General features: G+C 35.5%; 30 protein-coding genes and 4 pseudogenes. 6 read left to right on the top strand and 28 right to left on the bottom strand.

The window, feature by feature from the left end; all coding sequences use genetic code 11:
* Positions 1–129: 129 nt before the first annotated feature.
* On the bottom strand, positions 130–954 hold the full coding sequence (locus tag BSI_RS05405) for an SDR family oxidoreductase (protein ID WP_003240449.1): 825 nt from the start codon (positions 952–954) through the stop codon (positions 130–132).
* 162 nt (positions 955–1,116) lie between these two features.
* Here BSI_RS05405 and BSI_RS05410 point away from each other — a divergent pair, with 162 nt between their 5' ends.
* The gene (locus tag BSI_RS05410; protein ID WP_003240447.1) at positions 1,117–1,938 is read left to right on the top strand and encodes a MerR family transcriptional regulator; all 822 of its coding nucleotides are present in this window, start codon (positions 1,117–1,119) and stop codon (positions 1,936–1,938) included.
* Positions 1,939–2,759: 821 nt separating this feature from the next.
* On the opposite strand, the gene BSI_RS21870 is transcribed toward BSI_RS05410, so the two are convergent.
* The 3 genes from BSI_RS21870 to BSI_RS0121435 form a co-directional block, all read right to left on the bottom strand.
* A complete protein-coding gene (locus tag BSI_RS21870) occupies positions 2,760–3,107 on the bottom strand; it encodes an NADPH-dependent FMN reductase (RefSeq protein WP_050556901.1) in 348 nt (115 codons plus the stop codon).
* 235 nt (positions 3,108–3,342) lie between these two features.
* Entirely contained in the window at positions 3,343–4,302 is a 960-nt protein-coding gene (locus BSI_RS05415) for an NAD(P)H-dependent flavin oxidoreductase (protein ID WP_003240443.1), read from the bottom strand.
* 172 nt (positions 4,303–4,474) lie between these two features.
* Positions 4,475–4,900 carry a MarR family winged helix-turn-helix transcriptional regulator gene (locus BSI_RS0121435; protein WP_032732229.1) on the bottom strand — a complete coding sequence of 142 codons (426 nt, stop codon included), beginning with the start codon at positions 4,898–4,900 and terminating at the stop codon, positions 4,475–4,477.
* A gap of 585 nt (positions 4,901–5,485) precedes the next feature.
* Here BSI_RS0121435 and BSI_RS23125 point away from each other — a divergent pair.
* Both BSI_RS23125 and BSI_RS05420 read left to right on the top strand, forming a co-directional pair.
* Positions 5,486–5,637, top strand: a pseudogene (locus BSI_RS23125) (IS1595 family transposase); the annotation flags it as partial.
* Between the two features lie 156 nt (positions 5,638–5,793).
* Positions 5,794–6,108 (top strand): YfzA family protein, encoded by a 315-nt coding sequence (locus BSI_RS05420; RefSeq protein ID WP_003240437.1) that lies wholly within the window; start codon positions 5,794–5,796, stop codon positions 6,106–6,108.
* 147 nt (positions 6,109–6,255) lie between these two features.
* On the opposite strand, the pseudogene BSI_RS22230 reads toward BSI_RS05420, so the two are convergent.
* From BSI_RS22230 to xis, 24 genes and pseudogenes are all read right to left on the bottom strand, one after another.
* Positions 6,256–6,368 (bottom strand): annotated as a pseudogene (locus BSI_RS22230) (phosphatase RapI inhibitor PhrI).
* Positions 6,331–6,417: pseudogene (locus tag BSI_RS23310) on the bottom strand (aspartate phosphatase); the annotation flags it as partial. The pseudogenes BSI_RS22230 and BSI_RS23310, both read right to left, overlap by 38 nt.
* 305 nt (positions 6,418–6,722) lie before the next feature.
* Entirely contained in the window at positions 6,723–7,409 is a 687-nt protein-coding gene (locus tag BSI_RS21865; RefSeq protein ID WP_003240434.1) for a hypothetical protein, read from the bottom strand.
* 73 nt (positions 7,410–7,482) lie between these two features.
* Positions 7,483–7,602, bottom strand: a complete 120-nt coding sequence (phrI, locus tag BSI_RS22225) for a phosphatase RapI inhibitor PhrI (protein WP_010886415.1) — start codon at positions 7,600–7,602, stop codon at positions 7,483–7,485.
* The gene (gene rapI, locus BSI_RS05425) at positions 7,559–8,734 is read right to left on the bottom strand and encodes a response regulator aspartate phosphatase RapI (RefSeq protein ID WP_032732228.1); all 1,176 of its coding nucleotides are present in this window, start codon (positions 8,732–8,734) and stop codon (positions 7,559–7,561) included. The genes phrI and rapI overlap by 44 nt, the downstream gene beginning before the upstream one ends.
* A gap of 214 nt (positions 8,735–8,948) precedes the next feature.
* Positions 8,949–9,329 (bottom strand): DUF4467 domain-containing protein, encoded by a 381-nt coding sequence (locus BSI_RS05430; RefSeq protein ID WP_072592623.1) that lies wholly within the window; start codon positions 9,327–9,329, stop codon positions 8,949–8,951.
* A 62-nt stretch (positions 9,330–9,391) separates the two neighbouring features.
* Positions 9,392–9,898: a YddI family membrane protein gene (locus BSI_RS05435; protein WP_003240428.1), complete on the bottom strand. Its 507-nt coding sequence runs from the start codon at positions 9,896–9,898 to the stop codon at positions 9,392–9,394.
* 14 nt (positions 9,899–9,912) lie between these two features.
* The gene (locus BSI_RS05440; RefSeq protein ID WP_032732227.1) at positions 9,913–10,902 is read right to left on the bottom strand and encodes a bifunctional lytic transglycosylase/C40 family peptidase; all 990 of its coding nucleotides are present in this window, start codon (positions 10,900–10,902) and stop codon (positions 9,913–9,915) included.
* Positions 10,899–13,346, bottom strand: coding sequence for a transposon conjugation system subunit ConG (conG, locus tag BSI_RS05445; protein ID WP_080030879.1), 2,448 nt, complete (start codon positions 13,344–13,346; stop codon positions 10,899–10,901). The genes BSI_RS05440 and conG overlap by 4 nt, the downstream gene beginning before the upstream one ends.
* A gap of 3 nt (positions 13,347–13,349) precedes the next feature.
* Positions 13,350–13,676, bottom strand: coding sequence for a YddF family protein (locus BSI_RS05450; RefSeq protein WP_003240423.1), 327 nt, complete (start codon positions 13,674–13,676; stop codon positions 13,350–13,352).
* Between the two features lie 17 nt (positions 13,677–13,693).
* Positions 13,694–16,189, bottom strand: a complete 2,496-nt coding sequence (gene conE / locus BSI_RS05455; protein WP_219858579.1) for a VirB4-like ATPase ConE — start codon at positions 16,187–16,189, stop codon at positions 13,694–13,696.
* Positions 16,077–16,601 carry a conjugal transfer protein gene (locus BSI_RS05460; RefSeq protein WP_003240419.1) on the bottom strand — a complete coding sequence of 175 codons (525 nt, stop codon included), beginning with the start codon at positions 16,599–16,601 and terminating at the stop codon, positions 16,077–16,079. The genes conE and BSI_RS05460 overlap by 113 nt, the downstream gene beginning before the upstream one ends.
* Positions 16,602–16,613: 12 nt before the next feature.
* On the bottom strand, positions 16,614–16,862 hold the full coding sequence (gene conC, locus BSI_RS05465; RefSeq protein ID WP_003240418.1) for a transposon conjugation system subunit ConC: 249 nt from the start codon (positions 16,860–16,862) through the stop codon (positions 16,614–16,616).
* An 11-nt stretch (positions 16,863–16,873) separates the two neighbouring features.
* Positions 16,874–17,938, bottom strand: a complete 1,065-nt coding sequence (locus BSI_RS05470; RefSeq protein WP_003240416.1) for a conjugal transfer protein — start codon at positions 17,936–17,938, stop codon at positions 16,874–16,876.
* Positions 17,928–18,236 (bottom strand): hypothetical protein, encoded by a 309-nt coding sequence (locus BSI_RS0121425; RefSeq protein ID WP_032732226.1) that lies wholly within the window; start codon positions 18,234–18,236, stop codon positions 17,928–17,930. Before BSI_RS0121425 ends, BSI_RS05470 begins: the two co-directional genes overlap by 11 nt.
* 12 nt (positions 18,237–18,248) lie before the next feature.
* The gene (locus BSI_RS05475; protein ID WP_003240412.1) at positions 18,249–18,566 is read right to left on the bottom strand and encodes a hypothetical protein; all 318 of its coding nucleotides are present in this window, start codon (positions 18,564–18,566) and stop codon (positions 18,249–18,251) included.
* Between the two features lie 11 nt (positions 18,567–18,577).
* A complete protein-coding gene (locus BSI_RS05480) occupies positions 18,578–18,844 on the bottom strand; it encodes a hypothetical protein (protein WP_003240409.1) in 267 nt (88 codons plus the stop codon).
* A gap of 264 nt (positions 18,845–19,108) precedes the next feature.
* Positions 19,109–20,167 (bottom strand): DNA relaxase NicK, encoded by a 1,059-nt coding sequence (gene nicK, locus BSI_RS05485; RefSeq protein WP_032732225.1) that lies wholly within the window; start codon positions 20,165–20,167, stop codon positions 19,109–19,111.
* A complete protein-coding gene (conQ, locus tag BSI_RS05490) occupies positions 20,160–21,602 on the bottom strand; it encodes a coupling conjugation protein ConQ (protein ID WP_003240403.1) in 1,443 nt (480 codons plus the stop codon). The genes nicK and conQ overlap by 8 nt, the downstream gene beginning before the upstream one ends.
* 35 nt (positions 21,603–21,637) lie before the next feature.
* A complete protein-coding gene (helP, locus tag BSI_RS0121420; protein ID WP_009966619.1) occupies positions 21,638–22,018 on the bottom strand; it encodes a helicase processivity factor HelP in 381 nt (126 codons plus the stop codon).
* A 35-nt stretch (positions 22,019–22,053) separates the two neighbouring features.
* Positions 22,054–22,181: pseudogene (locus BSI_RS22800) on the bottom strand (hypothetical protein).
* Between the two features lie 202 nt (positions 22,182–22,383).
* Entirely contained in the window at positions 22,384–22,644 is a 261-nt protein-coding gene (locus BSI_RS05495; protein ID WP_003240400.1) for a hypothetical protein, read from the bottom strand.
* Between the two features lie 52 nt (positions 22,645–22,696).
* Complete coding sequence (locus BSI_RS0121415) at positions 22,697–22,957, bottom strand: hypothetical protein (protein WP_048356433.1); 261 nt, start codon at positions 22,955–22,957, stop codon at positions 22,697–22,699.
* Positions 22,954–23,148, bottom strand: a complete 195-nt coding sequence (xis, locus tag BSI_RS05500; protein ID WP_003240395.1) for an ICEBs1 excisionase — start codon at positions 23,146–23,148, stop codon at positions 22,954–22,956. The genes BSI_RS0121415 and xis overlap by 4 nt, the downstream gene beginning before the upstream one ends.
* 273 nt (positions 23,149–23,421) lie before the next feature.
* Between xis and immR the strand changes: the two genes are divergently transcribed.
* From immR to BSI_RS05515, 3 genes are read left to right on the top strand one after another with little or no spacing between them, the layout of a single operon-like run.
* The gene (gene immR / locus BSI_RS05505; RefSeq protein ID WP_003240393.1) at positions 23,422–23,805 is read left to right on the top strand and encodes a helix-turn-helix transcriptional regulator ImmR; all 384 of its coding nucleotides are present in this window, start codon (positions 23,422–23,424) and stop codon (positions 23,803–23,805) included.
* Positions 23,802–24,314, top strand: a complete 513-nt coding sequence (gene immA / locus BSI_RS05510) for a metallopeptidase ImmA (protein WP_003240391.1) — start codon at positions 23,802–23,804, stop codon at positions 24,312–24,314. The genes immR and immA overlap by 4 nt, the downstream gene beginning before the upstream one ends.
* A 12-nt stretch (positions 24,315–24,326) precedes the next feature.
* Entirely contained in the window at positions 24,327–25,433 is a 1,107-nt protein-coding gene (locus BSI_RS05515; RefSeq protein WP_003240389.1) for a tyrosine-type recombinase/integrase, read from the top strand.
* Positions 25,434–25,690 lie beyond the last annotated feature (257 nt).

The following is a 25,690-nucleotide window of genomic DNA, read 5'->3' as shown; positions in this document are numbered from 1 at the left end:
ACACAAACCAGTGGGCGGCATTCATTTCCCACTGGTTTTGTTCTTTTGCAGATTTTTTCATATTATAAAAAAATTTGGCTTTAGCAATTGACAAATATCCTGTTAATTTAAGAGAATTATTTCTAAACTTCACTCAAAGTGATGCTTATTTTCCTTAACCCATTGTGCAAATGTTCTTGCTGGTTCTCCTGTGACCAGTTCTATTGTTGGTAAAACTGTATAAACTTGTTTTGGCGGGTTTTTTCCCATTTCTATGATGAAATAATTAATAAACTCCTCTTCATATCCTTTGCTCTTCCATTCTTTTTTCATTTCATCTTCTGTCATTTCAATCAACTCAATAGGTTTTTGAATAACTTCAGAAATTTGTTTAACCATAATTCTAGGAGTTAATGCTTCTGGTCCAGTCAAATCGTATGTTTGTCTATGATGTCCTTCCTCCGTGAGAGCTTTTACTGCAACAGCCGCAATATCAGCTTCATGGATTCTAGCGCTTAGACTATCAGGGAATGCAGTTCGAATTATTCCTTCTTTTTGGATAGATTCTGCCCAATCATAAAGGACGTTTTTCATAAATTCTACAGGCCTTAATATCGTCCACTCCATTCCGCTATTCTTAATTACTTCTTCAATAGGGTTCCCTTCAAAATCCATTATTGCAACTATTCTTTTAACGCCAGCTTCTTCAGCCATTTGAACAATTTTTTTATTTGTCATGAATTTAGTGTCTGATTGATCACTTTGCGTGATAAAAAATAAACTATCGACTTTATAAAGATGAGGCTGTAAAGATTCAGGTTTATCAAGATCTCCAGAGACAATTTGAACTTCAGCAGGCAGATTTGTTTTGTTTATAGCTCTTGTTAACGCTCTTACCTTAACTCCTTTTTCATGTAAAAGCCCCACAATGCAGCAGCCTACTGTTCCCGTAGCTCCTGTAACTAAGATTGTCATGTTTATTTCCTCCCAAAATCACATTTTAAATTTGAAGGACTCAGAAAATTATCGAAATAATCAATGAAATGAAAATATAAAATGAACTCCATATCTACTCATCTCTGCCCTTCTTGGTTATAATAAAGGGTGGTGTAACACCATAGTCAAGGAGATGTTTTAATGGACTTACATTTACAAACTCATTTAACGACTGGGCAATTTTCCAAGTTAATGGGAGTAAGCAAAGATACACTATTTCACTATGATCGAATTGGGATTTTTTCTCCGGAATTGAAAGCTGATAACGGGTATAGATATTATTCAATAAATCAAATCGATGTTTTTCAAGTAATATCAACCCTAAAAGAATTAGAAATGCCGTTAAAGGAGATAAAGGAATATCTTAATAAAAGATCTCCCGATGAACTTATTTATCTTCTTGAAAGTAAAGAAGCAGTTCTTGACGCTAAAATTAAACAGCTTCAAAAAATGAAAAAAATCATCTCGGAGAAATCAAGTATTACGAAGAAAGCAGCCAAAATAGATCGTTCAGCTATTATATTTGAAGAAAGGAAAGAAGAAGCATTAGTATTAACTGAAGCAGAACCTTTTACAGGAGATAAAAGCATTTATGATTCCATGATAAATCATAATAAGTACTTAAACACTTACAATATAGATACTCATCACTCACCAGGTTGGATGATGGATATTAAGAAAATAGTAAGTGGTAAACCTTTTAGTTATGATCATCTTTATACTAGGGTTGACAAAACACTGAATCATTATAATTATGTCCGAAGCAAAGGCACATATTTAACTGCGTATCACTCAGACGGGTATTCACGTATTAAAGAAACTTATAACAGATTATTAAAGTTTTCTTATGACAAAGGCCTACAATTGCAAGGCTTTTTCTATGAGGAAGTTATGTTAGATGAGCTATCAGTTAAAGGCTATGAAAAGTATTTAATTAAGGTTTTTGTGCAAATTTTAAAGTGAAGCTCATTATATTGGGCGACGACAAAGAAAAATGGTTTGTAAACATATAAGGTGTTATTCAAGACTTAAAACGAAAGAATGCAAAAATAATAAAGTTGATTAACCTCAGGAACACAACTTGTATTTGGTGGCAAGTCATGAACTCCTAAAGGAGATTTAATAAATCTAAAGCAAAAAAGATACCAATATGATTTGGTATCTTCATCTAAATCGAGTCCCTCAACATTGTAAATCCGTATCACTGGTTATGAAAGCTTATTTTCATTACACTTTCTAACTTCACTTTACATCATTTCTATAGGTTTGTATGAATTATGGTTAATATTTGGTGAGCAAAAATCACCCTATACTCCCCCACTTCTCCAAATCTCACTAGGATCAAATGTTTTAACATTCGTTACTTCTTCTTAAACAACAATTTTTGAAACTTTCACATCTATTCCATGGTAATATTTAGATATAAAATCACTGAAAGGATTGGACAATGAAGGTATTTGAAGTAAAGTCTTTGTTATCTGAAGCTGAAAACCAAGCAGATCGAAGAAAACAAAAAACTTAGCATACTAACTAATCTGCCGGCAATTACCCGTTGTCCTTTTTATTTATCTAAACACCTGTTCTAAAAAGAACCTTTCTTATTGACTTCTTCAAGCAATTTAGATATTAATAACTCTAGTGAGGAATTAACCTCATTTTCTATAAATTCCCCGTCTTCGTTCAATTTATTGTTTGCTCCTGAAATTAATAACGCTCCACCATCGAATACATTCGCATTTAACATACTTAGATTGAGTTGTAATGCTTGATGCGCATTTTTCCCATCACATGAATTCTGTAATAACCGCTACTGGTTTCGAATAAAGCTCTGCAGACGACACCAACCATTCTAAAGCATTTTTCAAGACACCAGGTACACCCTTTATATATTCGGGTGTACAGATAATGACTCCATCGGCTCTTGAAAGCGATTCTCTATATACTTGCACCTCTACTGGTGGTTTATCACTATCTAAATCACGATTAAAATGCGGAAGTTTTTCAATACCATTGTATATTTCATATTCAACACCGTTGGGCATGAATTTTTTTAGGCTATTAAGTGCTTTTTGAGTTGATGATTTTTTCCGGCTACTTCCTGATAGGGCTACAATATTAATCTTTGTTTCCATACGAATCTCTCCTACAATAAATATTAATTAAAATTACTTCACTTCAGAGACTCTGTTTCCATTAAACTATTTCTTAGTTTAGGGTGAAATTTATTTTGCACGTGATGCATTCGAATATCGAATTTAATTTAACTAGTGTTTGAACTAACATACCGCCAAATAGTCCGAGTTATAAGTAAATGTTTTTAACTATTGAAAAGGGAATTCCACTAAATATTCCGAAGACCCTAATATTTTAATTAAAGTCTTGCATTAAAGTATCAACCACTTCTTTTACAGTTCTGATTTCTTTAATTGGCGTAATTCCAGTACCCACAGAAATATAGCCCTCATCTGTATTGCCTTCTAGCATGCCGATACGCATTCCAATTGATCCACGCATCATTTTTGCTATTTCTTCACGACTAACACCTTGTTTATCCATTTCTACTAGTTCATTCGCAAATTTAGTAGGTAAAGAACGATAGTATGCTGGTAAAGTACGGAACATTAGTAAATCTTCTGCTGTAGCATCTACAATCATTTGTTTCACGTTTTCTGCTGCTGGATTTTCTTTTGTTGGAATAAAGACACTACCAGCAAACACACCTTCAGCGCCTAAAGCAAATGCGGCACGCACTCCTCTAACATCTCCAATACCACCAGCTGCCATTACAGGGGTATTTATAGCATCTACAATCATTGGAACAATCGAAAATGTTCCAATAACTCGTTCTGGAACCGTACCACCTTCATCAAATCCAGTCGCTACATAAACATCTATTCCAAATTCTTCTGCAGCTTTTGCATTTTCAATAGTAGGAGTAAGTGGTCTATAAACAATTTTAATATCGTTTTCTTTTAATGGTTTAAAGATTCTTTCATCCAGTATATCGTTCACAATAACAACAGGAACTTTCTCGTCAATAACTGTTTCTAAAATTGGCCATGTGTAAGCTAAATCACGATTTACGATTACAGGTACTCCAAATGGTTTATTAGTTAATGATTTTGTTTTTTGTATTTCAGTTCTCATTCTTTCCGCACTTATTTCGGGTGAACGAGTTATATCAACCTGACCGGCATTTGGACCTAGAAATCCTAATGCACCAGCATTGCTTACCGCCGCAACAAATTCGGCATTAGTAACCCAAGACATCGGGCCCTGTATAATCGGCTTTTCTATATTTAATATTTTGCATATTCTATTATTCATTATTGAATCCTCCTGCTTAGATTATTTTCAACCTTCAGTTGGTTTAAAGAAATACTTAGTTTACTAAATAATTTTCAGTTTGGCTTACTTATTAGTACAATATTTTGGGCAGAGTATCTTCCAGGTTACTAAATATTTATTTAGGGTACTAAATATACATTTGAGAGAAAACTTAAGATAAGTTTTTCTCCATACGCTTTATTAAATCCCTTAATATTAAGCGTTCTTCAGCTGAAATTGACTGTAGTAATTTTTCTTGGTGTTCATTCCATTTAATTCTAACGGGTTCTTCTAATTCTTTGCCTTTGTCCGTTAGATAAATTCGCATAACCCTTGCATCTTCTTCATCACGTTTACGGTATATGAAACCATTCTGCTCTAGCGATTTAACCATATTTGTTACCGTAGGCGGTTCGCATTTTAAATGTTCACATAGCTGCATTTGTGTTATTCCATCACCTAACCACAAACGCGAGAGTAAATTATCTTGGCCGACATAAAGATTGAGTTCTCTAAGGCTCTCACTATAATTCCGACGCATTTGGGAAGAAACTTTATCCAAGGACATACGAATATCACAGTCCACACTAATCTTCAAAGATAAACCTCCTCTAGCCAAAAAATATTTAGCGGGCTAAATATATCATGGTTGTGTTTTAGTTGTCAACGTTTCTACATTGATTGCTCTTCTTCAGCTAACCTGCTCCGTTTGTGACATAAGAATGGTATATCTTTCTTTTAGAAACCGATGCGATTGTTGAACAAAAAGTATAAGGAGTGAAACATATTATTCATGTATAACATGTTTCACTCCTTATTTTATATGACTTTTTACAATTTAGGTCTTGATAAACAACGAGACGAATAACGATAAGGCAAAAATTAAAAGATACCAATATGTTTTTGTACCTTCATTAAATCGAGTCCCTCAACCTAGTAAAAACGTATCATGGGTTACAAAGGCTTTTAATCAAAGCATCTGTTTATTTTATTTACACCTATTTTCATCATTTTTTATGAATTCCGGGCACAAATTGGGCACCTATGAGAGACCAACGGAACTCTACATTTCATCAAGTGATATGTCACTCATTGCCCTGTCGTAATAAAACAATTCTAAATCTCTTTGATATTGCTCCCATTCTTGCAGTGTATACAGGTATCTCTCCGCGTCAACTTCCTTCAATATCTGAACAATTATCTAGCTTGGTTTCAAGTGTTAGAATCCATTCAACATCAAAGGAATACTGTTACTATAAATAACTTGATAAAAGAAAATTAATACAAAATATGGAAACGTATGATATACTAAGGATATCTAGATTTACGATATAAACATTATTTCTTATTCAACTAACGGGCAGTTTAATTGAACTAAACATGCAGTTGAGTTCAATAACAAAATAAACAATAGAAAAAGATGTTAAATTTTGAACTTTAATTTTCCGTATATCAATATAAAATGGAATCTAATGCAGGGAGGGATTTTAGTTGGCTGAAAAGCAAAAAAGTGTTTCATCTTTGAAAAAATATTGGGTTTCTCAAATTGGTGTATTTTTATTGTCACAGATAATTTTTATTACATTTGAAACAACAGGATGGTTACCTAATTATAAAGAGATTGATGGAACACTATTTGGGAGAATTACGGAATCGTCAATTTTTATAGAATGGTTTACTTTTTATGAAACACCACAATTAAATTTACTTACTGTCTTTTTTGGCGTCTTCTTTCTTGTGCCTGGAATAATAAGTGCATTAAAAAACGTATTTTCGCCTAGACACTATAGCAATAGCTCTAAATAACCATGATTAAAAATAAATATGGTTTATTAAAATGAATAAAGTTTGAGAAGAGTTTTACTTAGACTATAAATTAACATTAAACTTTAACAGAACTTTTAAAAAAAGCTTAATCAAAAAGATTAAGCTTTTTCTAATTATTTTAGTAACCTATGCCCCTACCCTACTGTAGCGACTTTGATCTCAGTATTATGATCACTTTGCAAATAAGTTATTGATAACACACTACTTAAAATGACTGCTGCCAATAGAATCCGGCTGATTAGAGAGCATTAAATTTCCTTGTTCATGAAAATAATCAGCGACTGATAATATAACTATAACAGGGCATCTTGGTTTTCTTCCATGTTTAGCAATTCTTTCTCTACTTCTAGCCGTATTTTCCGCACAAAAAAATAATACCAAAGGTGGTTAAACCCTTGGTATTATTGGGATGCGGCCGAGAGGACTTGAACCTCCACGGGTTATTCACCCACTAGGCCCTCAACCTAGTAAAAACATATCATAGGTTACAAAAGCTTTTATTCTAAGCATCTATTTATTTTATTTACATCTATTTTCATCATTTCTCATGAATTCTGGGCACAAATTGGGCACCTTACTGAGACCAATTAAATCTACATTTCATCAGCATCTAGCGATATACGACTCATTGCCCTCTCATAATGAAAATCTTCCAACTCTCTTTGATATTGTTCCCATTCTTGCTTTGTATACAGGTATCTCTCAGCATCCACTTCATTCATTACGTTTCTTTCTGTGATATGTTCTTGGAAAAAATCAAGTATATGACTATATAAAAATTTTATCTTCTCAACTAATTCATTAACACTGGGCTCATCTAAAATGATTGAATGATGTGTTATATGATTTCGATAATCATTAATAAGTGTTATTGCCGTCTCAACATCTTCTGATATATCTATATCAAGTAAAAACTTAATTCTTTTAATTGCTTCATTCAAATTAATTGTATACAATTGTTTCTTTTTATTGCCGTTACCCAAATCAACATCAAAAACGGTTCGCTTGTTATTAAAATCAAATAGGTTTTTCTTACCCTTACTTTCATTCTTTAGCTTTTCTTTTGCTTCCATATATAAATTTATATCAGTAAATATTAATGATTCATTTTGCTTTGACAATATGTATTTCAATAAAATTTCTATTCCATGATTAAGAAATATAATTGCATCTTTTAAAAAGTGATAACTGCTTCCCTTATGATACTTCTCATACTCTTCTATGTTAGTTTTAGCTTTCTTTAATGAATCTATGCCGTTTTCTAATAATGAGTATTCCATTTCACTTTCCTTTCGTATTTTTATAAAAAAGCTTAATCAAAAAGATTAAGCTTTTTCTAATTATTTTAGTAACCTATGCCCCTACCCTATCTGCAGCCACTTTGATCTCAGTATTATGGTCACTTTGCAAATAAGTTATTGAAAATACACTACTTAAAATCACTGCTGCCAATAGAATCCGGCTGATTTTCATCGATAATCTCCCCTTTTTTAATTTTTCGTCTTGCTTCAATACTCATACGATAATATTCATTAGAGAGCATTAAATTTCCTTGTTCATGAAAATAATCAGCGACTTCAATCGAAAAATTTTCAACATCAGCAAACATTTTTCTCGAAGCCAGATATGAAAATGCATTCTTTATTAATTGAGTCTCACCATCAGAAAAAAATAATCCCTCTAATATTTTGAATTTCGCTGAGTATTCCTTATCATCACTTTTATCGGCAATAAATCGCCCTTTCCTAAAGTATATCAAAGCAACATCATAATTTTGTTGTTTTGCTTCTACATAGGTTAGAGTGAATAAAGTCTTTGTTAGGAAACTATGTTTTGATTTTTCGAAAATTTCTAACGCTAAAATTAAATGTTGTGAAGCCTTTTTATATTCTTTCAATTCATCATAACAAATCCCAATATTCATGTGTGACATTGCAATTAAATGCTCTATGTTACTTCCCTTGGCAATTTCCAAAGAATTCAGAAATTGTTCCAAGGCTCTTTCGTATTCTAAAGAATCGATCAGGTTACCTGCAACAATAAATTGACAACGCACAGTTTGGACCGCATACTCTTCATACTCTCTAAATATTTTGAGTGCACGATTTGCATAATTCATGGAGAAATATGTTTGTTTCATATAATAATATACATAGGACACTTTGAAAAAAAACTCTGCTTTTTCTATTTCATCCTCAACTTCCGACAACTTTGATTCAGCTATTCGATAGGCACTTATGGCTGAAGTTAATTCTTTTCGCCTAAACTCATACATACCCTTAAAAAAGTAAAAATAATATTCCAACATACCAGTTAATTGCCCTTGTTTCTCAATTTCTTTTATAGTCTCATAAGCATTATTGAGATCATCTATTTCTTTAGATTTCATATAACTCAGCATTATCTCGTGCCTAAAATCTAATAACTGATAATATAACAAGGCATCTTGGTTTTCTTCCATGTTTAGCAATTCTTTCTCTACTTCTATTTTTATAATCTCTGCATGCTCAACTTGATCATCTTTTATTAATGTATACCAATCATTTAACTTTTTTGTGACTATGTCGTACGGAATTTTATCTTTATCTAAGAAAACACCCCGCAAGAAAATTCCCCCATCCATACATAAATTGTTCGAATATTTACATTAATTGTATTATGTCAGAACACCCTTTATTTTACAAAGATGAATTGTAAAAAGGTACATTATATCTACTCCTTTGCGGTTTTTTTGCGGTTACACCAATACTTTTGCGACTTGACGCCAACATCACGGCAACCCTTTCATAAACACAAAAAAAGAGGAGTAAACATATGGTTTACTCCTCTAACTTAGTTTCTTTACCTTTTGCTTCTTCATAATCTGGTGTTTTCCTTGATAAGCCAAGTCGATCATTTTCTCCATTCCCCGGCATATCAGTCATCTTTTCATATTTATCTCCTATTTTTTCATAATACTTAAATGTTGTTAATTCACGTGAAGAGTTATCCGGCATATAAAATGCAAACTGAATATATTTGCCCCCTTCATAGACTCTAACAATCGCATTCTCTCTTTTAATATTTATCTCTGTGTCATTTCCTTTATGCTCTTTATATTGGCTAATTACATCATCAATCGCATCATCATACTTGCTTCCACCACATGCAGTTAAAACAAACATCATCATCAAACTAAGGAAAATAAAAAGGTTTTTCAAAATAAACATTACCTCCTTTTTCAATATTTAGTATAAACAAACAAATTGATCTTTTCCACCTTTTATCCATTTCCCTTAACCTGCACATTATCGACTAACCAACCATCCTTTTCTTTCTTCATAGTCGTTTGTACAATTAACACTTGATTCGTAGTGACTGAATTTACAGTTGTGGCGACTTCAACAATGTTTAAAAACAATTCATGAGACTCATCTAACGGCTTTGAATAACTCTCTAGTGATAGTAATTCACTTTGCACGCTGACTGTGTGCTTTTGATCAGAGCGAGAAGGGAATGCATAATCAAACCCTTTTCCAGTTGTGTGCTTCTTAACTGTTTCATATCGTTTATCTATGTCGGAGTAATTAAAAAACGCTTCAAAAAATGCCTTATTTTCCGAAGCGCTACTTGTTGATTCTATATGGTTCAATTCCTTAATTTTTTCGCTCAAAACTTCATTTTTATCTTTTAACTTTTCAATCTTATACGTTTGCTGTCCATTCGTGAAAAATCCAGTTAACATGACTAATAATAAACAAGCTGAAGCCCATGCAATATGTGTTTTCATATTTTCACTCCTAGTTATTTAATGCGTCCAAAAGATACAAGGTGATCTCTCCAGTAACCTGATTTCAAATCAGAATATTCGATTCCACTATCATTTGAATTAAACATTCTGCCATTGCCTACATAAATGCCGACGTGAGTAATGGCTTTTCCTTCGTATGTGCCGCCAAAGAACACTAAGTCACCCGCAGTCGCTTCTTTTTCACTTATTTTCTTGGTTGCCCCATGTTGTTCTTGTGCTGTTCTAGGAAGAGTGATTCCAGCTTTCGCAAAAGACCACTGAACAAGGCCAGAACAATCAAATCCAGTTTTCGGGTTTGAACCTCCCCAGGCATACGGTTGCCCTTCATATTTCAAAGCTTCTTTCATGACCGTTTCATAGAAATCCATAGAGCCATTCACAGGCTTCACATTTTTATCAGAGCCTTTCACATACCTCATGACATGGTCAACATAACTTGGGTCACCGTAGCTTTTCCAGCCCATTTTAAAAGCTTGCAATCGGCTGAAATCAAGTGCTAATTTCTTTGTGTATTTCCCGCCATTCTTTTTGACATAGTCTATAAATCCAGAACCAAAGTTGTATGCCTGTAAGGTTAAACGAACATCACCGCCAGCCTGTTTAAAAACCTTCTTAAAATGTTTAATGCCGACTTCAATTGAACGTTCTGGGTCAGTTATGGAGTTGGGAGGTAAGCCAATACTTTCGGAACTTTGCATGATATCTAAAGAACGCCCACCACTTTCTTGCATGGTGAGCGCCATAATAATATTCACTTGGTCAAAAACGCCTTCTCGACGGGCATATTTCTCAAATACTGCTCTAAATCGTTCCACTTCCGGCGCAATTCCAACTGTTTCATATTCGCCATCCCCGCCGCCTATAAAATCGTCCCCGACTTGATTTTCTCTTGAAATCGTCATAACCACTACGATACATAAAACAAAAAAGAAGATAAAAGGAGCCGAGAATACCAAAGGAAGAACTACCTTTTTACTTATCATCTTGTTCTTTCATCCCTTCTCAGTCGATCTTCTACTTTTGATGAAGAGCGTCTTGCAATTTCATTCAAAGACACTTGGTCAAATGAATTAACGCTTTGTTCAGTCCGTTTAATTGTTTGTGATGAAGGCTGTTTTTCTCTTGATACAGTCTTATTTTCAGCAGGAGCAACAGCCTGATTTTCATCAACACGAATACCATCTGAATGAACTTTTGCGGGTTCAGATGGTCTGATTTTACGTTCGTTATCGGCAATAGGTTGATTTTCTACTTTTGTAGATTGAGAACTTTCAAAACCGAGCTGCGGTTCAGGTTGATTCATCATGACTTTTTGATCTGATCGTTTGATTTCTGCTGTTTTCTCTTGTGCTACAGGCTCACTATTGGAAACAGAATCATCTTTCTGGACTTCAAAATCTTGTTGCTGATCTGTTTCAAGATTCTGATTTTGTTCGTCATAAATATACGCTTTCTGATCAGTACGTTCTGTATCTTTTTCATTCTCTTGTAAGACAGGCGCACGATTAGAAGTAGGTTCTTCTTCATGCTGTAATGATGCATCGTCAGTTTGTTGCTGGTTATTGGGCTGTTTAAGAAGCTGTTCCACATATTCTTTTTGATCTGTTCGTGCTGATTCATCTTTTTTATCCTGCAAGATAGGTGCTCGTTTGGATAAAGCCTCATTTCCTTCATTCAAAGCATCTTTCAACATAGGAGAGTTTATTCCGTCTTTTCTCAATCTGTCTAAATGGGATTGCTGTTTATTTTCTTTTGCATTTGCAAAGGCTTCTTTTTGTTTTTGCTTTTCTTGTTCTTTCGATAGAGTTTGAGGATTGCGTTTTAAGCTTCGACTGTTATGATTAGCTATTCCGTTAGCTGTTTCTTTTTGCGGGGTTCTTGAAATAGCATGAGTATTATCATATCCCATAGCAGCCCCACTCGGTGAATTACCGACACCATTTGAAGCACCAGTTACGCCATCAGTATTTGAACCATCTTTTCTCCCCTCAAAATGCTTTGTAAAGTCAGTAAATACGCCGCCTCCGTTACCCCATACTCCACCTATTTTCTTCGCTTGTTCCCAAGCAGGCTGAACAATGTTTTGTCTCATGTTTTCCATCATATTATTATCAACTGAAACAACTTTTCCAGCAGTCACAAACTTGATAATGGCATCCCTCTTGTGAAAACCAATCCACAGGATTGAAGCAAGGACAGCAACATTTAAAAGATACATTCCAAAACCATTTGGCGGTATTAACTTGTCAACGATAAAACAAGTCACGTACACAAACAGAACGATAACCCCTAACATTGCTTTCAGTAGGTAAACACTCCCCAAGCGTCCAAGCGTAACAAATCCCGAATAAGCTAATTGAGGAACATACGCTAAGATGAAAGCAAATGGCACAAAGAAAACTATCACTAAAGCGACAACTTGAAGCAAGAAATTAAAGAACGCTAATGCTAAAAATGGTATCCCAATGACAATAGAAGCGACCACAGCGATAAAAGACTCTCCCAGCTGATTAAACACATTTCCAGAAGTCATAGATTCATTTTTATAATCATCAATTTCAGTCTCTTTTATATAATCTTTTTTATCTTTTTCTCCATCCTCTGAAAGCTTATAAGAAAGCAGTTTATCTATACGATTAAGTCCGCCTTTATCTGTATCTTCCTCATTGATTTTCTTTTCGCTTGTTTCATCAAAATTCACAATTAAAAAAGGCTTCATCAAAGCAATGTCAAAGTAAAGATTACGCATAACCGCAACTGTGCCTTCCATTTCTTTTCCTTTTTCAATCGCTGAACTGTCTGCAAAATTGCCTTCATCTTGAACAATGCCAACCAATCCATTTCCCGCAGTTAAAAGCTTTCCTTGCGCTTCTACAGACAAGGCATTCAACACTTTCATGTAATAACCAGCGTTCGACATCCAAAGCCCACCGATCACCATGACACAAATAAATAGAATACTCCGCCGCATTGCTTCTTTTACGCTACCTCTCACACAGAATAGGTAGACAACATAGGCGCACGTGAAAATAAATAAAGCTTCACCGAAATTCTTTTTCAGTGTTTTATAAACTGTTTTAGAGACGTTTGTAATAGAATTTGCGAACTCGTCAATCGGTTGCAAGTTATACAAAATATCCATCCCCGCATCAACCACACGGACAATGTTTCCCGCAAAAGAAAAAGTGACGTTTGTCAGCCCAACAAACGCCCCCTTGATTAAATCGTCAGATGCTTCATTATTCGCTTGATAGCGTGAGATTGGAAACCTTTTCACCTTCAATTCCACGCCGCCAGCTTTTTCGACTTTTGGCTGCGTCGTTGTATCTCCATCAGCCGAAAATACCGTTACAGCTGAAGCAACAGTTAAAAACAGCAACACGATAGCCGACACAATCAAAATTCGTTTCTTTTTCATTACAGCCACCTCCTAATCTAACCGAGTTAATAAATAAAATTGGTACCTTGCTTTCTCTAAGTCTCTCTGCGTTAGCAGTACGTTTTCGGGATATCGTTCATACAGAGAGAAACAGATTGCTTTTTGATATTTCATATGCCTAAAAGTCTTTCGGTTTTGTTCAATCTCGATGCCTAATAATTTTTGCAGAAACTGTGCCGTTGATTTATGCCCGATAAAACTTTTGTATCGACCGTCATAATGCTTCAGCCATTGTTTCACTTCGTCCAATGTGATTTTTTCAGCTTTATAAAAGCCTGGACTCGTGACAACAAGAGAGTTTAAGAAAGCTATTTCCATGTACGTTTCAACCCCTTTTACAAATATTTTTCTTCCGCATATGCGACAGCTTTTTTCTCGACTGTTTTTAAAGCGCCTTGCCATTCTTCGAATAGGCATTCAATTGAAATTTTGGAGGTGCGGCCATAGTAATCTTTAAATAAGCATTGACCTTGGAACATGGATTCCATCATTTTTTTATTTTCTTTTGTGACCTCCATGTTCATCCATTTCAACACTTCTTCACGTTCGTTTGGTTCGTCAAAGGCGAAGGCAACGCCAAAGTTTCCGGAATCTTCTTCTTTCAAAGCGTCTTTTGTGGATTGGGAAATGAAGTATTCCGCATTGTTGTATGAGCGACCAATCCGGCGCATTTGTCTTTCTACTTTTTTTCCTTGTTGTGACGTGGTAAATATCCAAGCTTCGTCTATAAATTCAACAGTCTGTTCATCTGGATTCATGCCGAATAGTTCGCAGAACTTACCGAGTGCAAACATGACCGCACTAGACTTTAATTGTGATATCGTGTAGTTTTCAAGTCGTTCAGCATGATCAGGCAAATCCATGTTTTCAACTTCTAAAATGGTGATTCGTTTTTCAAGTGACAATGCAGGGTTTGAACCATCATGAATACAAAGTTTTAAAATGGAATCTGACACGACTTCATTTAAATAGTCACCAGCTTTTTGTACAGCATCTTCGGGATGGCTCTGCATCTTCCGAATAATATCAAGTGAGCCGACCTGTTCACCGTTTTGTTTCGCATCAATCACTTCTGACGTAGCACGGAGGAAAGCTGTGTTTATGTCGTCCTTCCCTTTAAAGTCATATACTTGTTCAAAAATGACTTGAACTAGCTCTTTTGCTTTCATAGGAGGGAGGAAGGAGATAGGGTCAAGCGCTCCCCAGTTGTGCGTGTTTTCATGATCTAGCGTGATATAGTTGTATTTCTCTAAATGTGCAATATATAAGGGAAAGTTCTCTCTAATGTACTCATCATTCAAGACTCTTTGAATCCACTTTCTCATTTCCTTTTTAGGGTCTATATACAGAGATTTGATGTTTAACATGGTGATATAGTTAAAGATCAATTTCGCTAGATATGACTTGCCGTTTCCTGTGTCTCCTGTGATTAAGCAATGAGGAGAACGTGTCTTTGAACCTTTTAACTGCTGGTTCGCTAAGAAAGGGTGGAATAAGACTAAATCACGGCTGGACATAATGGCATTTTCTAAATCAGTGTGCTCTTGAAAACGATCAACCCAACCTAGGAAGAACCCGATTTTCGAACCAATATCAGAGTTAACAGCAAACAGACTTTCTGCCACACCGTCTTGCGTTGTTTTTTGAATCCAGTTCTTATCGGTTATGTCTAACTTTTCACCAGGAAGCATTTTATAAAAAAGGTTCAGTTGATCAGCCACCGGAAGCCGACAAGTAATGCCAGCGCCTTTTAAATGCCTTTTGACAATCGTTGCTTTTCCCACACATTCTTTTTTTGTCTTTCCATGAACGACTATCACCGACAGCCAGTTCATCACATGCACATCTTCTTTCTTTATTTCATCTTGTAAATGCCTTATCATTGTGGCACTTGTGACAGTGGAAACATCACTTCGATCGCCTGTGCTTTGTTGTTCTTTTTGTTCTTCTTTCAATTGCTGTCTTTTGATGTTGAGGGCAGGCTTGGTAATGGACTTTGATTCCGTTTGAATCTTCATTTGCACTTCAACAGGGAAGGGAAGAGACTGCGCTTCATAAAACAAATCACTTTCCGACATATTGTGAAGAAATTCGTCAATCACGACAAAAGCTGAATAGCCTTCATCTTGGTCACTATGCAGATGTAAAACTGATGGGTCAGTGGGGTCTATAATAGTGTTTGTAATAGAGCGAACATCCTTTATTTCACTTTCTTCATTCATTTGGTGCTTTAACCCACGTACAAAGTGATAACGGTTAATGTATGTCATTTCTGATTCTGAAAGCCGTTCTCCGCGAACAGAAGCCATGATATTCGCTAATGTTTCTTCAACTTCCTCATATTTTTCAAAAAAAGAGGTGGAAACATTTTGTTCCCACCCGAGCATCTTCACGACTGTATCAGTCGCTGTATTGAAAAAAGATAGTATATTGTCTTTAAGTTCGACACTAATATTTACAAGACTGCTTTTCAGTTTTACACCTAAAATGAAGTCATACTTTGTCAGCCTTCCTAATCGCTGTTCTAACAGCCTTACCGTTTCTTCATTGTAGTAACGTGCCACATCCATTGCATCTGCTGCAATATCTGTTTCTAAATCTTTAAATCGTTTTTCTAATTCATACTCACTTGGATACATCATCAAGTGAAAATCCTCATAAGATGTAATTTCTTCAAAAAGATGCTGCCACTTCTTTTTATACGATTCAACTTTTTCTTTATTTTGCATAGGAATCGAATTGCTTTTTATTCGGTAGTACGCCCACACGTCGCCCGTTCTTGTTAACAGCAAATTCTTGTGTATTGCCTTCATAGGCGTTTTTAGTCTCATTCGAATAATCCACCACCTTCACAAGTTTTCGAAACTCAATTTGTTTTTCATTACTTAAATCAACCTTTCGGTCATTGCAAAACTTCTTTTGTGGAAGCTTGATGAAGAAGTAATACTTTGCAAAATCAATTAAGTATAAATAGATGTTTTTTCCTTCCGGCTTTATTTTCGTAACAAGCATTGTTAAAAAAATCGGTATTCCAAAAATCACGATGACGAAACTGTTATCAAAAGCGTGAGGAAAAATCATCCTCACGCCGTACCAAAATCCAAAGCAGAGACCAACAAAAATGAAATAGTTAATAGCCGGTATTAACTCAACTGCAAAGGGTAATGAATAATTTTCGGTTAATTGCTGAATCTTTTTCGGCTCTCTCATTGCCTTCCGGTAGTTGAACACCAGACGCCCCATTCAGATGCCCCCTTACAATTTTTCCATTAGCGCATTGATCCAGCCGGAGAATTCTGGCCAGTGCTTAATAATCCATGTAACCGCACTACCAATACAGCAAACAAAGATAATGCCGCCCATTTTTAATTTCATAAGATTCTTTGCGGCTATGAACATGACCACGATCGTAATGAATTGGATAACAACATCTGATGCCCAACCTTTTACCCCTCCAAGTGTTGGAAGGTCTGCGCCAAGAATAAAGAAATTCATGAAATCCATATTTAAACCTCCTATTGATGTTTAAGTTTATTTACATAAAACTGACCGCTGTTTTCCGTAATCTCTAGACTGAATTTTTCATTTACCGGAATGTCATTTTCTTTTTCCTTAAATCGGACAGCACAAAAAACCTCGAAACCTTTTTTCGTCTCGAAGATTTTCACTGACTGCACTTCCCCAAATAACAAGTTTCCTTCCAATGCTTCCGGCTTTTTCATCATATAAACCATTTCTTCTTTCTTTTCAGAAGCGTATTTCTCAAAGAAATTTTGAAGAAATGATTCAATAGATTCTTTTTTCTCGCCCGCATATTCGTCTCTAGTTTCTTCTTTACCTTTAGAAGCAATATCGCCTTTCAGATCATAAACTTGTGTAAAGTAAGGGACAGCAGACACCGCAAAGGAATCACCTTTATTTGTGACTGGAATATTCAGCAACATTTGTTTTTCAGATTTCTCGTTTGTTTTAACCTTTTCTTTCACCTTCTTTTTCTTCTTTCCGTCTTTAACTTCTTTTTCAACTTCCTTTTCTACAGGGTATAGATTTTCATATGTGACCTTATATTGAAAAAGGCTGTTTTTATCACCTTCTTTCACGTTATATAAGCTGTATCCTTTTAACTCTCGATCACCTTTTAAGCCATCCACATTGAAGCGTTCTTCATCTTCAAAATGGTTATCCTCCTGTTTCACCATGTAGCTTTCAAGGCTCTGCATACGTTTTTCAATAGATTCTTGATCGTTCTTCACGTTCACATATTCATTGATAAACCCTGATAGAAAGTTTTCAGCAGCAGTCACCGAAATTTTTTGTTTATCGTTATTTGTTGGCTTATTGGCTTCTTCTTTTATGTCATTAAGTTGGGATCTTGTGTTAATTGATAGAAGCACAGCAAGCATACAAATAAACAGCAAGCCCCCAACACAAGACCACAGTGTAACTGCGATCAGCTTCGACCTGTCACGAGGTACTTTTTGTTTATCTTTTTCTGGTCGTTCAATTCGTTTCAGTTTTTGAAAGGCAGACCGAAAAAATGAATCTTCTTTTTTATCAGAGCCGATTTCTTTATTGAACAATTATTTCACACTCCTCCTGTTCAATTTGTTTCGTTCTTTCCAAGAAAGATAAAAAGGATGCTACACGATGTAACACCCTTTTTATGCTTTGATTCTCCATATAAACTTTTAAGCTAGTCATTCGACCGTCCGGCAAATATCTAGTCTTGTAGAATGTGTAACGATACTCAGCAAACCCTTTTACTCGTTCACCCTCGACAACCAACATGCAGTCTCTGCTTAAACTTCTTACAAAGACTAAAGAGGGAATACCAACATTAAAGCCCAGCCTTTTGAAGTGATTATCAACCGCAGACACTTGATCACCTCGTTATATCCGTCCTCCGTTTTTAAGATAGGTTTCTTCGTAATCTTTTCTTATAACATGAGGGTCATACATTACAAATTCAACAAGAACTCCTCCGTCATCTGATTCCGTTTCATTTTCTTCAAGGACTCTAAAGTGAAAATACAAGTTCGCAACCATGTCCCCGCCGTTATCCTTTCTAACATGAATAATGATCATTTGATCATACCCCGAAGACATTTCATCACTTAATCTTTCCAGAACGTCATCCAACAAGTCCATATTAAGATGCCGTTCTAATGTGTTTATAAGGGAGGACTCATTTATAATCTTGTAATCCATGTTTTCACCCCTCAGTGATAGTAGCTTATTCCTTCAAATTCGACACTCCGTTTATCTGTCTCAGCGTCTTCATCCTCCAGTATGTTGAATGTGGCTTGAAGTTTAGCATTCATGTTATCTATAACCGCAAGAGTTTGGACTATGACCCTTTGAGCTACGTCACTGTAAAAGACATCTTCCATCATTTTTTCAATCAATTCCTCAGCAATTTCTAAACAGCCAAGAGACTCCAAATCACTCTCTAGTCGGGCCTGATTCAACAGATTAATGTTAAACATCTTATCCCTCCGATTTAAGTTCTTGGGTTTCACCCAACCCACCAACGGAAGCCCGTTGGATTGCTGTTAATCTAGCCCCCTATTCCCCCGAATCATCGGGGGACTCCCTCGCCGGTAGGCAGGAACAAACGGTTGTTTGTTCAATGCCAAGAGGGTTTGGGTAGCGCTGAATATGTCAACTCCTTATCCTCACTTCGTTCCGGTACCGTTGACACATACGTTTAATCGCATCACCTGTGTTTATAAAGCTTTAGCAGCTTGTTTTTAAACAACCATGTCAGCAACATCAGCCATGTACACATCTAACATTTTTTTATGTTTGTCTGCCAGTTCAGCTTCTGCAATCATATCTGACAGATCGGTTTTCCCTAAATGTTCATCGGCTTCAAGCACCATTTTCATAGTGGGAGCACAAGAGTTACGAAGCCAGTTTCTTGATTTCTGATAGAAGTCTTTTTGTGGTTTGACGTACAAAGGAAGTCGCCCAACATCACCTATAAAATCAGACCAAAAAAGGCTCGTTTTCCAATGCTCTCTAGTGATGTTTTCATCAGCATCAACGAACCTTACATAGTTATTAATGATCTGCATAGCGATTAAGGTTAAATCCTTTGTTTTCAATAAAGCATCTATAGCCACTTGTGCACGTTCATTTTTAAGCCGCAATTCATAACGATTCCAATCGCCTAGTTCTTCTAAAGGAATGTTATACTTTTCTGCTTGTTCATAGTTTTTCTCATAAAAGCAAAGGTACGCTTCTGACTTTTTAGAACCGAAATATATTGTCGTTCCGCCTGTAATGCCATCAGATAGATCAAAGGAGCCGTTGAAATCGGATTTTCTAAAACGTGAAATACATTCGCCCTTTTGGGCTTTCTTTAATAACTCCGGTATAGAAAAGTACGTCTTTTTATCATCAATCGCCAAATCAAAGCGAGTAAATGAACCGCCTTGTGTCATGCAATCTTGAAAGAAGTCGTACCATGTTTTCTTCCGGCATTCCAAGAAGGATTCAAATTGACGGCAACCTTGACCGGACATTTCTATCAAAACACCTCTGTTATCATCTGGTGCAGAATAAAAGACTTTGATATAGTCCAGTTCGTACGTGCCAACGTAGCCATAGAAACCAGATTGTTTCTCAGTCATAAAGTCTTTGCTAAGGTGAAGAACCTCTTCAATAATTCGGTCAACATCATGAGTTTTAAAAGAGACTCGAATATAGTCAACCATTGATACCAAAGGACTTTCAACGGTTTCATTTTTTTCTTTTACGATTACTACCCCCCTGTTAGCGTGGGGGGGTTGTTTTAGCTCATCCATTCGCTTCGCTCATTCCTTCGCCGCTGGCCGTCTGGTCGCTTACGCTGCCGCTGGCGACTGCCGTCGCCTGCGCTCCCTCGACTCCAACCAGCGCATTTTTAATAGACGACATAAAATCATATCCTTTCGGCACGATAGGGCTGTAAAATTCCAACACTGAACCAGTGCCAACATTGGCATATCCTCGCCCTGTCTCTTTTTTATTCACATATGCTTTATCAACATCACCAAACATCATCCCGTAGCCCGTATCTGACATTAAACCTAACGACACACGGAAGCTAAACTGATCTCGAATACCGTCAGCCAAATATTTTGCATCTGGACGTTGTGCCCCTAAAACGAGAAAGTAACCCGCCTGTCTCCCCAACATGACCAACTGTTTCATGTAAGAAAGGGCTTCGTTTCTTTCTTTCATATCTAACAAATCCATAAACGCCACATATTCATCAAAGAAGATAAAAACAGGTTTTAAGCCTAAATAGGCATAGTTTTCACCTGTCTTATAGTTAGACATTTGCTTCATTTCATCCATTCGTTCCATCATGCCATCTACAGACTTTCTCAGGCACATAAGAATACCGTTCTTTTGGGAATAGACCTTTTTTGGAAGTACTTCTTCCAAGTCTGCTAAATCTGCATTTTTAGGGTCTAGTATTCTTACATCTGCCCCCAGTCCAACACATGCCTTAATGATCGTTAGCATGAAGTATGTTTTCCCTCCACCTGTACCACCCGCAATAAGCATGTGCGGCAACTTATCAAATTGCCATGAGATATGCTTCATTAACGGAAGGACTCCATTCTCAGCCACTGCATCATCAATGGAAATACGATTCTTTTTGACATCGTAAAGAAGCTTAAAGCATACAAAACCTTCTTCCATTTGTTTATCAACCAAGTCACAAAATAAGCCGTTTTCCAAATCCTTTCCTAAGTCTAGGAAGCGATTCTGAAAACGGCTCATGTCCATAGCTATACGAATATAGATGTGGTTGTTTTTGACCTGGTAATACATTCTAGGAAAGTATGTGATCTTTTCCTTTGAGTCAGTTTCATTTGAAAAGATTTTTCTTACTTTCACATTTTCTTTTTCGTAAAACTTGTTAGAGAAAATCATTTTAGCAATCTTTTGCCTGTGAAGGATTTTCTTATAGCTGTCAAACAAAAGAAAGTAAGATGCAACTATGCTCCCAACAGCAATTAGCACAGAGCATAAAACGCTTTTAAAGATTAAAGGCACATTCCATTCAAAATTTTTTATCACTTGAGATAGATCAAAATGAATGAGTTGTTCTCTCCAAAAAAGGAACATAGACAATAAAAAAACAGGCACAAAGATGATTGCGCCTGCTAATTTTACGTTGTTTCTCATGTACGGGCGGATTCGTTTGCCCCTGTATTTCCAAAATCTTTTGTTTAAGAAATCACTCATATACATCACCCGCCTGCCGATATGAGAGCATCATGTTATTTCTTTTCATTCCCGCCAGTTGCCGCGGCAGGTTTCACAGAAGAGCCACCTTTAACAACAATATCATCAGCTTCAAGTTTCCACATTACATTGGCATACGTCGAATCCCTTTGACTAGTCGCCATAGCACTAATTTTTGGGTTTTTCAACTCAATATCTGCAAAAGGAGGAATTTCTTTTGCCCCAGCATACTCAGGAATAGTTACTTCAATTTGACCACCTTGAACAGCACTAGCAATGTTATAAATCCTAGATTCCAGTACGTCAGTACGCTTATTATTTTCACGATCATAAACATACCTTTCTCTGTTAAGTCCCATGAATTTCATGTCTCCAAAAGTCATATTGATATCCGGTACAATAAAGTTTAAGTTCATTTTTCATATCCCCATTTCATTTTTTTATAATTTATTTACAAAAGAACATTAATTTCGATTTTATGTTTTTGATTCGCTCCGGTTCTGATCCATCTTGGCGCTTATCAGTTGCTAACGGCTTTATGCCCTCATGGCAACCTAGTAGGCTAATTATAGCCATCAAGCTGACTACAGCTATTCCGCACGCTTATTCTAGCCTGCTACAGCATTTAAAGTGATTGCTGTTCATCACTCAAATACTCACGCATGACATTTTTATAAAAGTGCCGTATAATAAAGGTGTCTAATCTTTACACGGCGTTCTTGATGATCATTCGTCAAGGCGCTTTTTTTGTCTATATGTAGTTTTCAAGGAACAAACACTCCTAGCGACATAAGTTATATAAATCATCGTTATACAAAGTAAACACTTGGTTATCCTTTTTACTCAATGGACGAGTTGACCAGATACACCACCAATCCCAACCTTTTAACAACTCAGATATTTCTTCATTAGCCTTCAAATAATTATCAGCATCAACAACGAATGTTTCACAAGTGGCATAGTCTTTAAAATGATTCAAATCCTTATCAGCCTTTAAAGCTTCAACATCAGTAATGATTGTTGCATTTACTCTTATTTTCATCGCACCCCCCTTTCAAAGGATTCTTAACGGCTCCCTATAGTGGTATATAACGTCACACTATGGATGATTGCCGCAGCTTTTCAATGTCTTTTCTTCCAATGCCATAATGCTTACATATCCTGCGATATGAAACGCCTTTTCGCAGTAATTCATTAACATTTTCAATTGTTAAGGGAAGGTTTAAATAATGATTTATGATGACTGAATTCAGAGCAATTTTCATTCGTGCTATCCAATCACCTTCCATTTGTCTGGCTAAAGGAACAGCTTCTTTCATAAACGAGTTTGTTATATCAATGTTTATAAAAATCACCCCGTTTGAGATTTTGGACCTTTGTAACAATAACACTCTTCAAACTTAGCTCTACTCACCTTACCTTGAATGACCATATATCCTTCTTCTTTCATTTGAGCATTCAAAGTTCTAATGATGTCATAAGATTTAGCCTGTTTAACTCCAAGAATTTTTTGAATATCTCTCGCAGTTAAAAACTCTCCTTTCAAAATATCACCTCCTCGTTAACTCAACTCTTTGTGAATTAACTTTATTATAAAACTCCTTTTCGTGTAAGTCAACACAAAATTCACCTTAAAGTGTATTTTTTTGAACATATATGGAAATATTGATAATTAAACTCTCCATAAAGAAGAAATGAACACTCCTAAAAGGAGAATTTTTAATTATTTATTTAACTTATAGGTGAAATTAATGAATTCTCCAAAAAATGTTGTTATTATTTTTATAAAAATCAACTCTTTGTGAAATGGATGATAAAAATGAGCCTAGGCAAACGATTAAAAGAAGCTCGACAAAAAGCTGGATACACTCAGAAAGAAGCCGCAGAGAAACTTAACATCGGTAACAATAACTTGTCTAATTACGAAAGAGATTACAGAGATCCTGATACAGACACACTCTTAAAATTGAGCAACTTATATAACGTATCTACAGACTATTTATTAGGAAAGGATGAAGTAAGCAAGAAAAACGAAACTGATTTACTCAATAAAACAATTAATGAAGCCATACAGGAATTAAAGGATGAAGATACACTCCTTTTTATGAATGATGGTGAATTTGATGAGGAAACTGCACGCCTTGTCAAAAAAGCATTAAAAAACGGAATTAAATTCATTGACGAATTAAAGAAGAAAGAGTGATAACAATTTATACAAGCAAAGGAATTAAACATAAAGTCCAATCAGTAATTAAGACACATGGTACAAATAATGTCTATGAAATTTGTAACATCCAAAATATTTATATACTCAAAAATGATCTTGGACAAGCAAACGGTCTACTACAACATGACAAAGCCACAGATCAGTATTTAATTCATATCAACGAGAACCTTCAACATCAACAATTTGTAATTGCCCATGAATTAGGGCATTATTTCCTCCATAAAAGATTGAACACTTTTAAAGTTGTGAATTGCTCCAAAGTTCTAAAAGATAAACTTGAACTTCAAGCAAGCCTATTTGCATCTGAATTAATACTGACAGATAAAATGCTTAATGAAGCTCTCCCATATATACAAGGTTTTAACAAAGAACAAATAGCCGCCTACTTCAATGTACCATCATTTGTTACCGATTATAAACTTTCTCAAATTGGCTCATTTAATAACAGAAAAATTTATTCACAAGAAATCAGCGCTTTTGGTTAAAGGAGAAGTAAAATGTCTGTAAAAAAACTTGAAAATGGTCGGTATCAAGTTGACGTTAGCTTTGGATTTGACCCGATTACTGGAGAAAGAATTCGGACAAGACCCGTAGCCTCTACCAGAAAAGAGGCTCTAGAATTAGAAGCAATATTAAGAAGAGAATTTCAGGAAGAAAGAGCAAGAAAGTCTAGATCAGTAAGCTTTCAGACTCTTATTTCAATTTACTTAGCAAATTGTGAAATAGATAGCAAACCTAACTATTATCAGAATCAGAAATACATTATAAACAAACATATATCTAGCTACTTTTTGAAATCAGATATACAAAAAATCACACATAGAGAAATAATTGATTTCAGAAAACATATAATCGAAACAGGTCTAAGCAATAAATCGGTTAATAATATAATGACTAGTCTAAGCAAAATTTTTGATACAGCTGTACATGAAGAAATCTTAAAAAGAAATCCATGTGACAATGTTAAGCGATTACCTTTAACAAGAAAGAAAATGAAGTTTTGGAGACCAGAAGAATTCAAAAAATTTATTAGTTTAATACCTCAAGACCAGTTATTGTTTAAAACCTTTTATACCGTTGCTTTTTTAACTGGACTAAGATGTGGTGAGATGCTCGCCCTGCAATGGAAAGATATTGACAAAATCTTATTAGAAATAGATGTGCATAAATCCTGTACCTGGCTTGATGGTCAATTTGTTGTCACAACACCAAAAACCAAAAATTCGATTCGGAGAGTTAGTATCAATAAAAAATTGCTAAATCTACTAGAGGTTTGGAGAGAAGCACAAAAAGAGTTGTTTAATGATTTAGGTATTAGACATTCAAATGATACCTATATCTTTCAATATAAAGATACACCTTCAAGAAAAGATATTTTCAGTCGGAAGATTAAATACTTTTGCAAGGACAGCGATCTTACTCCTATACGTTTACATGATTTTAGACATTCACATGTTGCACTATTAATACACCAAGGAGAAGATTACATTACAATTAAAGAGCGTTTAGGACATGGTTCTGTAAAAACAACAATTGATGTTTATGGACACCTATATCCAAACAAACAGAAGGAAATGGCTGATAAATTAGATGACTTATTTTAGGTAAGTGGCAGTAGACAATTTATAGACAAACACAAAAAATACCAAGGGAATCAACCCTTGGTATCATTGATGCGACCGAGAGGACTTGAACCTCCACGGGTTATACACCCACTAGGCCCTCAACATAGTAAATCCATATCATTGGTTATGAAAGCTTATTTTCATTACATTCCTTATATTCATTTGCCATCATTTCCATACGTTTATATAAATTATGGTTAAAAAATGGTGAGCACAAACAATAAACGTCCGTACTA

It is taken from the genome of Bacillus inaquosorum KCTC 13429 (assembly GCF_000332645.1).
Taxonomy (GTDB): Bacteria; Bacillota; Bacilli; order Bacillales; family Bacillaceae; genus Bacillus; species Bacillus inaquosorum.
The sequence above is the reverse complement of the archived record's forward strand: the minus strand, read 5'-3'. Positions and strand labels throughout refer to the sequence as shown.

Coding starts and splice junctions, on each gene's coding strand:
- BSI_RS05410 (WP_003240447.1), top strand. CDS start 1,117: ATGGACTTACATTTACAAACTCATTTAACGACTGGGCAATTTTCCAAG.
- BSI_RS05460 (WP_003240419.1), bottom strand. CDS start 16,601: ATGGGGCGTCTGGTGTTCAACTACCGGAAGGCAATGAGAGAGCCGAAA.
- immR (WP_003240393.1), top strand. CDS start 23,422: ATGAGCCTAGGCAAACGATTAAAAGAAGCTCGACAAAAAGCTGGATAC.
- BSI_RS21865 (WP_003240434.1), bottom strand. CDS start 7,409: ATGGAATACTCATTATTAGAAAACGGCATAGATTCATTAAAGAAAGCT.
- BSI_RS05440 (WP_032732227.1), bottom strand. CDS start 10,902: ATGATAAGTAAAAAGGTAGTTCTTCCTTTGGTATTCTCGGCTCCTTTT.
- BSI_RS05415 (WP_003240443.1), bottom strand. CDS start 4,302: ATGAATAATAGAATATGCAAAATATTAAATATAGAAAAGCCGATTATA.
- BSI_RS05480 (WP_003240409.1), bottom strand. CDS start 18,844: ATGTTTAACATTAATCTGTTGAATCAGGCCCGACTAGAGAGTGATTTG.
- conE (WP_219858579.1), bottom strand. CDS start 16,189: ATGAGACTAAAAACGCCTATGAAGGCAATACACAAGAATTTGCTGTTA.
- BSI_RS05405 (WP_003240449.1), bottom strand. CDS start 954: ATGACAATCTTAGTTACAGGAGCTACGGGAACAGTAGGCTGCTGCATT.
- nicK (WP_032732225.1), bottom strand. CDS start 20,167: ATGGATGAGCTAAAACAACCCCCCCACGCTAACAGGGGGGTAGTAATC.
- BSI_RS05450 (WP_003240423.1), bottom strand. CDS start 13,676: ATGGAAATAGCTTTCTTAAACTCTCTTGTTGTCACGAGTCCAGGCTTT.
- conQ (WP_003240403.1), bottom strand. CDS start 21,602: ATGAGTGATTTCTTAAACAAAAGATTTTGGAAATACAGGGGCAAACGA.
- BSI_RS05435 (WP_003240428.1), bottom strand. CDS start 9,898: ATGAAAACACATATTGCATGGGCTTCAGCTTGTTTATTATTAGTCATG.
- BSI_RS05475 (WP_003240412.1), bottom strand. CDS start 18,566: ATGGATTACAAGATTATAAATGAGTCCTCCCTTATAAACACATTAGAA.
- conC (WP_003240418.1), bottom strand. CDS start 16,862: ATGGATTTCATGAATTTCTTTATTCTTGGCGCAGACCTTCCAACACTT.
- BSI_RS21870 (WP_050556901.1), bottom strand. CDS start 3,107: ATGGAAACAAAGATTAATATTGTAGCCCTATCAGGAAGTAGCCGGAAA.
- helP (WP_009966619.1), bottom strand. CDS start 22,018: ATGAACTTAAACTTTATTGTACCGGATATCAATATGACTTTTGGAGAC.
- phrI (WP_010886415.1), bottom strand. CDS start 7,602: ATGAAAATCAGCCGGATTCTATTGGCAGCAGTGATTTTAAGTAGTGTA.
- BSI_RS05495 (WP_003240400.1), bottom strand. CDS start 22,644: ATGAAAATAAGAGTAAATGCAACAATCATTACTGATGTTGAAGCTTTA.
- BSI_RS05515 (WP_003240389.1), top strand. CDS start 24,327: ATGTCTGTAAAAAAACTTGAAAATGGTCGGTATCAAGTTGACGTTAGC.